The organism is Streptomyces sp. NBC_00203, assembly GCF_045206325.1.
GTDB classification, from domain to species: Bacteria; Actinomycetota; Actinomycetes; order Streptomycetales; family Streptomycetaceae; genus Streptomyces; species Streptomyces lutosisoli.
Map to the genome: position 1 here is coordinate 9,546,529 of NZ_CP108126.1, position 13,034 is coordinate 9,559,562.

At 70.4% G+C, this 13,034-nt stretch carries 8 protein-coding genes; 7 read left to right on the forward strand and 1 reads right to left on the reverse strand.

Annotated features, from left to right (window positions below; all coding sequences use genetic code 11):
- The first annotated feature begins 118 nt into the window (after positions 1 to 118).
- The 7 genes from OG975_RS42325 to OG975_RS42355 all read left to right on the forward strand — a co-directional run bounded on the left by OG975_RS42325 (position 119) and on the right by OG975_RS42355 (position 12,021).
- Positions 119 to 2,557, forward strand: coding sequence for an FAD-dependent oxidoreductase (locus OG975_RS42325; protein WP_406334930.1), 2,439 nt, complete (start codon positions 119 to 121; stop codon positions 2,555 to 2,557).
- Between the two features lie 36 nt (positions 2,558 to 2,593).
- On the forward strand, positions 2,594 to 3,454 hold the full coding sequence (locus tag OG975_RS42330) for a bifunctional methylenetetrahydrofolate dehydrogenase/methenyltetrahydrofolate cyclohydrolase (RefSeq protein WP_406334931.1): 861 nt from the start codon (positions 2,594 to 2,596) through the stop codon (positions 3,452 to 3,454).
- The gene (gene glyA / locus OG975_RS42335) at positions 3,451 to 4,767 is read left to right on the forward strand and encodes a serine hydroxymethyltransferase (RefSeq protein WP_406334932.1); all 1,317 of its coding nucleotides are present in this window, start codon (positions 3,451 to 3,453) and stop codon (positions 4,765 to 4,767) included. The genes OG975_RS42330 and glyA overlap by 4 nt, the downstream gene beginning before the upstream one ends.
- Positions 4,764 to 5,996 (forward strand): sarcosine oxidase subunit beta family protein, encoded by a 1,233-nt coding sequence (locus OG975_RS42340; RefSeq protein WP_330309100.1) that lies wholly within the window; start codon positions 4,764 to 4,766, stop codon positions 5,994 to 5,996. The genes glyA and OG975_RS42340 overlap by 4 nt, the downstream gene beginning before the upstream one ends.
- A 12-nt stretch (positions 5,997 to 6,008) precedes the next feature.
- Entirely contained in the window at positions 6,009 to 9,296 is a 3,288-nt protein-coding gene (locus tag OG975_RS42345) for a sarcosine oxidase subunit alpha family protein (RefSeq protein WP_406334933.1), read from the forward strand.
- On the forward strand, positions 9,289 to 9,891 hold the full coding sequence (locus OG975_RS42350; protein WP_406334934.1) for a sarcosine oxidase subunit gamma: 603 nt from the start codon (positions 9,289 to 9,291) through the stop codon (positions 9,889 to 9,891). The genes OG975_RS42345 and OG975_RS42350 overlap by 8 nt, the downstream gene beginning before the upstream one ends.
- Before the next feature lie 315 nt (positions 9,892 to 10,206).
- Complete coding sequence (locus OG975_RS42355) at positions 10,207 to 12,021, forward strand: ABC transporter ATP-binding protein (protein WP_406334935.1); 1,815 nt, start codon at positions 10,207 to 10,209, stop codon at positions 12,019 to 12,021.
- An 84-nt stretch (positions 12,022 to 12,105) separates the two neighbouring features.
- Here OG975_RS42355 and OG975_RS42360 read toward each other — a convergent pair whose 3' ends face one another.
- The gene (locus OG975_RS42360) at positions 12,106 to 12,996 is read right to left on the reverse strand and encodes a C1 family peptidase (RefSeq protein WP_406334936.1); all 891 of its coding nucleotides are present in this window, start codon (positions 12,994 to 12,996) and stop codon (positions 12,106 to 12,108) included.
- Between the last annotated feature and the right edge of the window lie 38 nt (positions 12,997 to 13,034).

The window sequence follows — 13,034 nt, forward strand, 5'->3', positions numbered from 1 at the left end:
GTTTTCCGACGTCACGGACCTCTTGACACTCATCCCCGCGACGGGCACATTGAGTTGCGCAACCTGAAGCATGTTGCGCACACAGCAACTGGATGGCTTTCAAGCCGGAGGTGCGGCGATGGCGGGACCCCGAGTGGTCATCATCGGAGCGGGCGTCGTGGGAGCGGCCCTCGCCGACGAGATTTCCGCGCGAGGCTGGACCGAAGTGACCGTGGTCGACCAGGGCCCGCTGCCCGCCACCGGGGGGTCGTCGTCGCACGCCCCGGGCCTGGTCTTCCAGACGAACTCCTCCAAGACCATGACCGAGTTGGCCCGCTACACCGTCGAGAAGTTCTGCTCCCTCGACGTCGACGGGCAGCCCTGCTTCCTCCAGGTCGGCGGCCTCGAAGTGGCGACCACCCCCGAGCGCGTCGCGGAACTGCACCGCCGCCACGGCTGGATCACCGCCTGGGGCATCGAGGCCCGGCTGCTGACCGCCGAGGAGTGCGTCGAACAGCACCCGCTCGTGAACCCCGACAAGGTCCTCGGCGGCCTCCTCGTACCGACCGACGGCCTCGCGAAGGCCGTCCTCGCGGTCGAGGCCCAGATCCGCCGGGCCACCGAGCGCGGCGTACGCTTCCTCGCCCGCCACGAAGTCCTCGACGTGCGGCAGAGCGAGGGCCGGGTGACCGGCGTCCTCACCGACCAGGGCGAGATCCCCGCCGACATCGTCGTGTGCTGCGCCGGCATCTGGGGCCCGAAGATCGCCCGCATGGCCGGCATGAACCTCCCGCTCACCCCGCTCGGCCACCAACTGGCCTGGACCGGCCCGGTACCGGCGCTGGCGGGCCAGACCGAGGAGGCCGTGCGCCCGATCCTGCGCCACCAGGACGCCGACCTCTACTACCGCGACCGCTACGACACCCTGGGCATCGGCTACTACGGCCACCGCCCGATGCCGATCTCCGCGGACGACATCCTGTCCGTGGACGAGGCCAACGAGATGCCGTCGGTCCTGAAGTTCACCGAGGACGACTTCGAGGACGCCTGGACCGAGACCCAGTCCCTGCTCCCCGCGACGAGGGAGGCCAAGGTCGAGGAGGGCATCAACGGCCTGTTCTCCTTCACCACCGACGGCCTGCCCCTGCTCGGCGAGTCCCCGGACGTCAAGGGCTTCTGGGTCGCCGAGGCCGTCTGGGTCACCCACTCCGCCGGAGTGGGCCGGGCCGTGGCCGAATGGCTGGTCGACGGCCACTGCTCGTCCTTCGACCTGCACGAGTGCGACGTCAACCGCTTCGAGCCGCACCAGCTCGCCCCGGAGTACGTCCTGGCCCGCGACTGTCAGAACTTCGTCGAGGTCTACGACATCCTGCACCCCCTCCAGCCGTCCGGGGACCCGCGCCCGATCCGCACGAGCCCCTTCCACGCCCGTCAGCAGGAGCTGGGCGCCTTCTTCCTGGAGGCGAACGGCTGGGAGCGCCCGCAGTGGTACGAGGCCAACGCGAGCCTGGTCGAAGGCCGTTCCATACCCACCCCGAACGACTGGGCCGCACGCTACTGGTCACCCATCGTCGGCGCCGAGGCTCAGGCCACCCGCGAGACCGTCGCGATGTACGACATGACGGCACTCAAGCGCCTGGAGGTCGCCGGACCCGGTGCCGCCGCCTTCCTGGAGCGGCTGTCCACCGGCAAGATCGACAAGTCCGTCGGCTCCGTCACCTACACCCTCCTCCTGGACGAGGACGGCGGCATCCGCAGCGACGTCACCGTCGCCCGGCTGGCCCGCGACCTCTTCCAGGTCGGCGCCAACGGCAACCTGGACCTCGACTGGTTCACCCGCCACCTCCCCGCCGACGGCACGGTCCAGGTCCGTGACATCACGCCCGGCACCTGCTGTATCGGCCTGTGGGGCCCGCTGGCCCGCAAGGTCCTCCAGCCCCTCACGGACGAGGACTTCTCGAACGACGGCCTGAAGTATTTCCGCGCCAAGCGCGCCCACATCGGCTCCGTCCCCGTCACCGCCATGCGGCTGTCGTACGTCGGTGAGCTCGGATGGGAGCTGTACACCACCGCCGACCTGGGCCAGAAGCTGTGGGACACCCTGTGGCAGGCGGCCAAGCCGCTGGGCGGCATCATCGCCGGGCGCGGCGCCTTCAACAGCCTCCGCCTGGAGAAGGGTTACCGTTCCTTCGGCACCGACATGACCTACGAGCACGACCCCTACGAGGCCGGCGTCGGCTTCGCCGTCAAGCTCGACAAGGGCGACTTCCTCGGCAAGAAGGCCCTTGAGCGCCGAAAGGCCGACGTACGCCGCAAGCTGACCTGCCTCACGATCGACGACCCGCGGTCCGTAGTCATGGGCAAGGAGCCGGTGTACGACGGTGACCGCGCCGTCGGCTATGTCACCAGCGCCGCCTACGGCTACACGATCGGCAAGGGCATCGCCTACGCCTGGCTCCCGGCGGAACTCGCCACCCCCGGCACCACCGTGCACATCGGCTACTTCGACCAGCGCGTGGAGGCCGTCGTGGCCGAGGAGCCCCTGTTCGACCCGACCATGTCCCGCCTCCGTGGCTAGCACTCAGCGTCAGCTTCGAGAGAAGGAGCACCGCCGGTGACAGCACAACTGCTAGACGGCAAGGCGACCGCCGCCGCGATCCGCGGCGAACTCGCCGAGCGCGTGGCCAAGTTGACCGCCACGGGCGCCCGTCCGCCGGGGCTCGGCACGGTCCTGGTCGGCGACGACCCCGGCAGCCGGGCCTACGTCGGCGGGAAACACCGTGACTGCGCGCAGATCGGTGTCGCCTCCATCCGCTGTGAACTGCCCGCCGACGCCACGCAGGAGCAGGTCGAGGACGTGATCGACGAGCTCAACGCCGATCCCGCCTGCACCGGCTACATCGTCCAACTCCCGCTCCCGCGCCACCTGGACGCCAACGCCGTACTGGAACGCATGGACCCGGCCAAGGACGCCGACGGCCTGCACCCCGTCAGCCTCGGCCGGCTCACCCTCGGCGTCGACGCCCCGCTGCCGTGCACCCCGCGCGGCATCGTCGAACTGCTCCGCCGGTACGACGTGCCCATCGCCGGAGCGCGGGTGTGCGTGATCGGCCGGGGTATCACGGTCGGTCGGCCCCTCGGACTGCTGCTCACCCGCCGGTCCGAGAACGCCACCGTCACCCTCTGCCACACCGGCACCAAGGGCCTGGCCTGGCATGTACGCGAGGCGGACATCGTCGTCGCGGCGGCCGGCTCGCCCGGGCTGATCACCAAGGACATGCTGCGCCCCGGCGCGGCGGTCCTGGACGTCGGCATCACCCGCACCGACCACGGGCTCGTCGGCGACGTACACCCGGACGCCGCCCAGGTCGCCGGATGGCTCGCACCGATGCCCGGGGGCGTGGGCCCCATGACCCGAGCCATGCTGCTCGCCAATGTCGTCGAGGCCGCCGAGAGGAACGCGAACGCCGTATGAACGCGCTGAACACCCCCCTGGCGGAGCTGGACCCCGAGGTCCACGCCGCACTCCGCGCCGAGCTGCACCGCCAGCAGTCCACCCTCGAAATGATCGCCTCCGAGAACTTCGCACCCTCCGCCGTGCTGGAGGCCCAGGGCTCGGTCCTCACCAACAAGTACGCCGAGGGCTACCCCGGCCGCCGCTACTACGGCGGCTGCGAACACGTCGACGTCACCGAGCGGTTGGCCATCGAGCGCATCAAGTCCCTCTTCGGCGCCGGATTCGCCAACGTCCAGCCGCACTCGGGCGCCCAGGCCAACACCGCCGTCTTCTTCGCCCTGCTCCAGCCCGGCGACACGATCCTCGGCCTCGACCTCGCGCACGGCGGGCACCTCACCCACGGCATGCGCATCAACTACAGCGGCAAGATGCTGAATGTGGTGCCCTACCACGTGTCGGAGACGGACTACCTGGTCGACATGGACGAGGTGGAGCGCCTCGCCAAGGAGCACCGCCCCAAGATGATCATCGCGGGCTGGTCGGCGTACCCCCGGCAGCTGGACTTCGCGGCCTTCCGCCGGATCGCCGACGAGGTGGGCGCCCTGCTGATGGTCGACATGGCGCACTTCGCGGGCCTGGTCGCCGCCGGACTGCACCCCAACCCCGTACCGCACGCCCATGTCACCACCACGACCACGCACAAGACACTCGGCGGCCCCCGCGGCGGAGTCATCCTCACCAACGAGGCCGACCTCGCCAAGAAGATCAACTCGGCGGTGTTCCCCGGGATGCAGGGCGGCCCGCTGGAGCATGTCATCGCCGCGAAGGCGGTGTCCTTCAAGGTCGCCGCGTCACCCGAGTTCGCCGAACGCCAGGCCCGTACGCTGGCCGGCTCCCGCATCCTCGCCGAGCGGCTCACCCGGACCGACGTGGCGGCCACCGGGGTGAAGGTCCTCACCGGCGGCACGGACGTCCACCTCGTCCTGGTCGACCTGCGTGACTCCGAACTCGACGGCAGGCAGGCCGAAGACCTGCTCCACTCGATCGGCATCACCGTCAACCGCAACGCCGTACCCTTCGACCCGCGCCCGCCCATGGTCACGTCCGGGCTGCGCATCGGCACTCCGGCGCTGGCGACTCGCGGCTTCACGGAGCAGGACTTCGAAGAGGTCGCCGACGTGATCGCGTCGGCCCTCCAGCCGGAGCCCGACATCGCCGCCCTGCGCGCCCGCACGGAGGCGCTGGCGGCCAAGCATCCGCTCTACCCGCACCTTTCAGAAGCAGAAGACGCAGCAGCAGGTACAGGAACAGAAGCCGGAGACGCCCGATGAGCCCCCGCACCCCCGGCGCCGAGCTCCCCGAACACCCCGACTGGCTGTGGCGCACACCCGAGCCCAAGCGGTCGTACGACGTGGTGATCGTGGGAGGCGGCGGCCACGGCCTCGCCACCGCCCACTACCTGGCGAAGAACCACGGCATCACCAACGTCGCCGTGCTGGAGAAGGGCTGGCTGGCGGGCGGCAACATGGCCCGCAACACCACCATCATCCGTTCCAACTACCTGTGGGACGAGAGCGCGGGCATCTACGAGCACGCGCTCAAGCTGTGGGAGGGACTGGAGGAGGAGCTCGACTACCCGATCCTCTTCTCCCAGCGCGGTGTGCTGAACCTCGCCCACAGCCTCCAGGACGTCCGCGACAGCGTGCGCCGCGTCGAGGCGAACCGGCTCAACGGCGTGGACGCCGAATGGCTCGACGAGCGGCAGGTCAAGGAGGTCTGCCCGATCGTCAACATCTCACCCGACGTGCGCTATCCGGTGATGGGCGGCACCTACCAGCCGCGCGCCGGTATCGCCAAGCACGACCACGTCGCCTGGGGCCTGGCCCGCTCCGCCGACGCCGCCGGCATCGACATCATCCAGAACTGCGAGGTCACCGGCCTCGACATCGTCGGCGGCCGGGTGGTCGGCGTACAGACCACGCTCGGCCCGATCGCCGCGGGCAAGGTGGCACTCTGCTCGGCCGGTCACTCCTCGGTCCTCGCCGCCATGGCGGGCATCGAACTCCCGCTCCAGAGCCACCCGTTGCAGGCCCTGGTATCGGAGCTGCTGGAGCCGGTCCACCCCACGGTGGTCATGTCCAACGCCGTCCATGTGTACGTCAGCCAGGCCCACAAGGGCGAGCTGGTGATGGGCGCGGGCATCGACTCGTACAACTCCTACACCCAGCGCGGCGCCTTCCACATCATCGAAGAGCAGATGTCCGCCGCCCTGGAACTCTTCCCGGTCTTCGCCCGCGCCCATGTGCTGCGCACCTGGGGCGGCATCGTCGACGTCAGCCCCGACGCCTCACCCATCGTCGGACTCACCCCGGTGGACAACCTCTACCTGAACTGCGGCTGGGGAACCGGCGGCTTCAAGGCCACCCCGGGCGTCGGCTGGGTCTACGCCCACACCATCGCCCACGACACCCCTCACCACCTCAACGCCCCCTTCTCGCTCGACCGTTTCACCACCGGCGCGCTCGTCGACGAGCACGGCGCTGCCGCGGTGGCCCACTAGGGAGCCGAACCCATGCTGCTGATCCCCTGCCCCTGGTGCGGGCCCCGTGACGAAGCCGAGTTCCACTACGGCGGCCAGGCCCATGTGCCGTATCCGGAGAACTCCGCGGACCTGACCGACGAGGAGTGGGCGAGCTACCTCTTCTTCCGCGACAACCCGAAGGGCCCGTTCGCAGAACGCTGGAGCCATGCGGCCGGCTGCCGCCGCTGGTTCAACGCGGTGCGGGACACGGGGACGAACGAGATCCTGTCCGTGTACCGCTCGGGCGAGCCGCGCCCGGACAATCCCACCCGGCCCGGGTTGTGGGCAGGCGTTCCGCAGGGCGATGGGGGTCCCCCCGGTCGAGCGAAGCCGAGACTGGGGGAGGGTGGGCACAACCCACCCACGGACCCGCAGTCGTCGACGGACCCCGCGGGGTCTGGGGCGGCATCCCCAGTTTCGGGAAGGGGTGGGCTTGGGGAAGAAGCCAATCCCGTCGCCACCCAACCGTTCCGGCTGCCCAACGGAGGCCGCGTCCACCGAGACGAGCGGCTGAACTTCACCTTCGACGGTACGGAGTACGAAGGCGTCCGCGGCGACACCCTCGCCTCCGCCCTCCTGGCCAACGGCATCATCCAGACCGGCACCAGCATCAAGCGAGGCCGCCCGCGAGGCATCTTCTCGGCCGGAGTCGAGGAACCCAACGCCGTCATCCAGATCGAGGAACCCTTCCCCGAGCCGATGCTGCCCGCGACGACCGTGGAGCTGTACGACGGCCTCGTGGCGACCAGCCTGCCCGGCCAGGGACGCCTCGCGACCGAACCGGACCCGGCCCGCTACGACGCCGTGCACGCACACTGCGACCTGCTCGTCGTAGGCGCGGGCCCGGCCGGCCTCGCCGCCGCCGCGGCAGCCGCCCGCAGCGGAGCCCGCGTCATCCTCGCCGACGACCAGCCCGAGCTGGGCGGAAGCCTGCTGGGCACGGGTCAACTCCTCGACTGGGTGGAGGAGTTGGGCGAGGAGCTCGGCGCCGCACCCGAGGTGCGCGTACTGCGCCGCACCACGGTCTTCGGCCACTACGACGACAACCACCTGCTCGCCGTGGAGCGCCGCACCAACCACCTGGGCGCCGAGGCCCCCGAGCATGTCTCCCGAGAGCGCGTCTGGCGCATCCGGGCCCGTCGCGTCGTCCTCGCGACCGGCGCCCACGAGCGCTCGCTGGCCTTCGCGGACAACGACCGCCCCGGTGTGATGCTGGCCGCCTCGGCCCGCGCCTACGTCAACCGCCATGGTGTCCTGCCGGGTCGCCACGCCGTCGTCTTCACCACCAACGACAGCGCCTACGCAGCCGCGCTGGATCTCGCGGCGGCGGGTGTGCAGGTCGCGGCGATCGTCGACACCCGGCCGTCCGAGCCGGGGGAGTGGGCGAGCCGAGCCCGCGAGGCCGGCATCGAGGTGCTGACAGGGCACGCCGTCGTCGGCACCGAAGGCGCCCCGCGGCTCACCGCCGTGACGGCCGCCCCCTACGGCGAGTCCGCGGGGACGCGTGAATTCGCCGCCGACCTCCTGCTGGTCTCCGGCGGCTGGAACCCCGTGGCCCACCTGTTCAGCCAGGCCGGCGGAAAGCTGCGCTACGACGAGACGCTCGGCTCCTTCGTCCCCGACACCTGCCGTCAGGCGGTCGAGGTCGCGGGCAGCGCGAACGGTGTCCTCGACCTCGCCGGTGTCCTCGCCCAGGGCGCGGCTGCCGGTGCCCGGGCGATCGAGGCCGAGGGCTACACGTCCGAGGCGCCCCGCCTTCCCGAGGTGGCCTCCGAACCGCACTCGCCCGCCATGCAGGTCTTCCTCGTCCCCGGAGCCACCGACGCACCCCGCTTCGTCGACCTCCAACGCGATGTCACCGTCGACGACCTGACCCGCGCGACCGGCGCCGGCATGCGCTCGGTCGAGCACACCAAGCGCTACACCACGGCGGGGACCGCCAATGACCAGGGCAAGACCTCCGGGGTCCTGGCCAGCGGTGTCGTCGCCGAACTGCTCGGCGTGGACGTCTCGGCCCTCGGCACGACGACGTTCCGCCCGCCCTACACGCCGGTCTCCTTCGCCACGCTCGCCGGCCGCGACCGCGGCGCGCTGCACGACCCGGTCCGTACGACCGCCCTGCACGACTGGCATGTCATGCACGGAGCCCTGTTCGAGAACGTCGGCCAGTGGAAGCGCCCCTGGTACTACCCGCAGGACGGCGAGGACATGGAGACCGCCGTGCTGCGCGAGTGCGCCGCCGCACGCGAGGGCGTCGGCTTCATGGACGCCTCCACCCTCGGCAAGATCGACGTACAGGGCCCGGACGCCGCCGCCTTCCTCGATCTGCTCTACACCAACATGATGAGCAACCTGAAGGTCGGCATGATCCGCTACGGCGTCATGTGCCGCCTGGACGGCATGATCTTCGACGACGGCACCGTCATCCGCCTCGCCCAGGACCGCTTTCTGGTCACCACGACCACGGGCAACGCGGCCGCCGTACTGGACTGGATGGAGGAATGGCTCCAGACCGAGTGGCCCGAACTGCGCGTCCACTGCGCCTCCGTCACCGAGCAGTGGGCCACCGTCGCCCTGGTGGGCCCGCGGTCCCGTGAGGTCCTCGGCGCGCTCGCGCCCGAACTGGCCGTGGAAAACGAGGACTTCCCGTTCATGGCATGGCGGGAGACGACCGTCGCGGGGATCGAGGCCAGGGTGTGCCGGATCAGCTTCTCCGGCGAACTGGCGTACGAGATCAACGTGTCCCCGTGGGAAGCCCTCGCCCTGTGGGAGGCGCTGTACGAGGCCGGTGCTCCCTTCGGCATCACCCCGTACGGCACCGAGACCATGCACGTCCTGCGCGCGGAGAAGGGCTACCCGATCATCGGCCAGGATTCCGACGGCACGGTCACGCCGCACGACCTCGGCATGAGCTGGGCGGTGTCGAAGAAGAAGCCCGACTTCATCGGCAAGCGCTCCTACGCCCGCGCCGACGCCGTCCGCCCCGACCGCAAGCACCTGGTCGGCCTGCTCCCCGAGGACCCCGGCACCTTCCTCCCCGAGGGCACACAACTGGTGGCGGACAGCGTGCTGCCGGCCCCGCCCGTCCCGATGCTCGGCCATGTCACCTCCAGTTACCGCAGCGCGGCGCTCGGCCGGACCTTCGCGCTCGCCCTGATCAAGGGCGGCCGGGACCGCATCGGCGAGCGGCTCTACGCCCCCGTGGGCGACCGGCTGGTCCCGGTGACCGTCGCAAGCCCCGTCCTCTACGACCCCGAGGGAGCCCGCCGCGATGGCTGACACCGCCCTTTCCGTCCCGCGCCGCAGTCCCCTGTCGGGGGCCGCCGACCGGCTGGCCGCCGCGACGCGTGCCTCCGGGGGCGCGGTCCGGCTGGCCGAACTTCCCTTCCTGGCCCAGGTCAACGTCCGGCTCGACGCCAAGGGAGGGGCAGCGGACGCCATCGCGCTCGCGCTGGGGCTCCCACTGCCCCTCGAACCCAACACCGTCGTACGCGCCGGCGAGCTGACCGCTCTGTGGCTCGGCCCCGACGAGTGGCTGGTGGTCGGCCCGCCGGGCACTCAGCAGGACGTGGAGAGCCGGATCCGGGCGGCGGCCGGTGCCGAGCCCGTGTCCGTGACCGATGTCTCCGCCCAGCGCACCACCCTCCTCGTCGCGGGTCCCCGCGCCCGCGATCTGCTGGCACACGGCTGCCCGCTGGATCTGCACCCGCGTGCCTTCGGGGCCGGACGCTGCGCCCAGACCACCCTGGCCCGGGCACAGATCGTGCTGGTCGCCCGGGACGAACCCGGGACCGGATTCTGGGTGCTGGTCCGTTCGTCCTTCGCCGGCTATCTGGCGGACTGGCTGCTGGACGCGGCCGCGGAATACGTCTGAACCAGCCCAAACCTCCCGGGGTAGAGAGCGGCGTCCCCACCGACCTCGATACGCCCACCGACCTCGATACGCGCGCCGCGTCCCGCACGGAGCGGGGCGCGGCGCGCGTGCCTCTGGCTGAGAAAAACGCTTGGACGGTGCGAGTGCCGGCGCGGGACACTGCGACTTCCTGGCCTGCCCGTACTCGCCCGTTGGCGCCGCCGCGAACTGCGCGGGGGCTCCGTCGTCGTGCCGAAGCTCCGCACGGTCATCGAGGCAACGGCATCTCTCCGGTGAAGCACAGGGCGGGCCGCCGTACAACACCACAGGGTTGGGATGGGATCGCCTGAATCGCGCGAGGTTCCGCCGGGCAGGGGCCCGGTGCTGCTCGCACTTCGTTATTACGGACGGGAGTTAGCCCGCCTACGGCGGCTGACCGTCCCCGGGATGCTGCTGCCGGCGATGGGCAACATCGGCATCAACTACATCGCACCGCTGATCGTCGCGAAGCTCGTCGGCCGTATCGCCGGGGATGCCGATATCTCCATCGGCTCGACGATGCCGTACGTCCTCGGCTTCGCCGGAGCCCTGCTCGCCGCGGAGATGCTGTGGCGCATCGGTCTGCACTGCCTGAACCGCCTCGACGCCCTTGGTATCGAGCAGCTGTACGTGATCGGCATGGACGAGCTGTTCGCCAAGGACGCCGCGTTCTTCCACGACAACTTCGCCGGATCGCTGACCAAGCGGGTCCTGAGCTTCGCCTCCCGCTTCGAGGAGTTCGTCGACACACTGACCTTCTCGGTCATGGGCAGCCTCGTGCCGCTGCTGTTCGGGTCGGTGGTGCTGTGGAGCTACGAACCGCTGCTCGTCGTCGGACTCCTGGCGATGATCGCCCTGACGGCGCTGTGCGTGATACCCCTCATCCGTCGCCGCCAGGCGCTCGTCGATCAGCGCGAGGCGGCGATCGCCCGGGTCTCGGGCCACGTCGCCGACAGTCTGATGAACATGGACACGGTCCGGGCGTTCGCGGCGGAGGAGCGCGAGGCCGCCGAGCACCGGTCCCGCGTCGCGGCGTCGCGGCGGCTCACGCTGAGGTCGTGGGACTACGGCAACCTGCGCATCGACACGCTGGTCGCACCGCTGTCCGTGCTGACCAACGCGCTGGGCCTGCTGCTCGCGGTCGCGCTCGGCGGGGGCGAGCACGGCGTCGAGGCGGTCGTGGTCGCCTTCACGTACTACTCCAACGCGACGCGGATCATGTTCGAGTTCAACCAGATCTACCGTCGCCTGGAGAGTTCGATGACGGAGGCCGCGCAGTTCACGGAGCTGTTGCTGTCGCCGCCGACCGTTCTCGACCCGGAGTCACCGGAGCCACTGCGGTCCCGGGCCGCCGACGTCCACTTCGAGCGGGTGACCTTCGCCCACGCGGGCGCGGAGCCGCTTTTCGAGGGTCTCGACCTGGCTGTGCCCAGCGGCGCGAGGATCGGTCTCGTCGGCCGGTCCGGCGGGGGCAAGACCACCCTCACCCGTCTGCTGCTGCGGCTGACGGACATCGAGGCAGGCCGGATCCTGATCGGGGGTCAGGACATCAGCAGGCTGCGCCAGAGCGACCTGCGCAGCCTGATCGCCTACGTGCCGCAGGACCCGGCGATGTTCCACCGCACGCTGCGGGACAACATCGCGTTCGCCAGGCCGGACGCCACCGACGCCGATATTCGCTGCGCGGCCGACGCGGCGCACGTCACGGAGTTCGCCGACGCGCTGCCGGACGGGTTCGACACGATGGTGGGCGAGCGCGGTATCAAGCTGTCCGGCGGACAGCGCCAGCGGGTCGCCCTCGCCCGGGCGATCCTGCGTGACGCGCCGATCCTGCTGCTCGACGAGGCGACCAGCGCCCTGGACTCCGAGAGCGAGATCCTTGTCCAGGAGGCGCTGTGGCGGCTCATGGAGGGGCGGACCGCGCTCGTGGTGGCGCACCGGCTGAGCACGGTCGCCGGCATGGACCAGCTCGTCGTCCTCGACCACGGACGGATCGTCGAGAAGGGCACGCACCAGGAGCTGCTCGCCTCGGAGGGTGCCTACGCGAAGCTGTGGCAGCACCAGTCGGGCGGCTTCCTCGACGACACCCCCGCGCGGGCCGACCTGCATTGAGCCGGAGGTCAGGGCCCTGCCTCACTCACGTGACGCAGGGCCCTCGGTCATTGTCCCGGGCGGTCGGGTCACGCTTTCGGACTCTCAGCCGGACCGTGCGGTGAACGGGTTCACGGCGACGTTCTCGGCGTTCACGAGCACCCAGAAGTCATCCGCGAGGCCCTTGGTGACGTAGTCGTACGGCAGGTAGCCGTAGCCGTGGTCGCCCCAGGACGTGCCCCAGGAGTTGCGGATGATGAGTGCGCCTGTCGTGGTGCTGCTGTCGACGGGGTTGGTCACCGTGCGGCTGTCGTCGTAGCCGACGGCGACGATCGCGTGGCCGCCGAGAACGCTCTCGCCGTGCGACGCGGGGAAGGGGATGTTGCCCCCGGTGGCCTGCCGAATGCTGGTGTAGACCGGGAAGCCGAACATGGCCGGCAGCCCGCCCGCGAGGGTGGCCTTGATGTCGGTGAGCAGTTCGTTGAGGTTGATGCCCGGCGGGTCCAGCCGGTAGTACAGCAGTGCCTGGTAGTTCCCGCCGAAGGCGTAGCAGAACGCGGGCGGTTCGTCGTCGAAGTGCGAGATGTCGTAGGACCAGAACTTCTCCGGGGGGACGCCGAAGAGCGCGAGGGCGCCCATGGTGGAGCGGAGGTACGCACCGGTGTCGCCGTGGAGGTCCAGGAAGTTGCGCGTCGCCTTGTAGATGAACCGGCGGGAGGCGGGGGTGTACGAGCCGGAGGACTGGATCTCGAAGTACTCGAGCACTCCGGCGGCCGCATTGGCCGTACAGGAGCCGAGGTTGCCCTGGTCCACGATGGGCGAACACCTGGGCCGCAGGTCGACGAGCGGAGGCGGCGCACTGATGGCTCGGGAAAGTATCCCTGCCGAGCCGAGGAACTTGTCGACCTGCGGCGCGTCCTTGGTGTAGTCGCGGATGTCGGGGTGGTCGGGTATCCAGCCCATCCCGCCGACCTGTCCATTGAGCGGAGCGTCCATGAGCGGACCTTCTCTCCGAGAGGGAACTGCGGAAGATG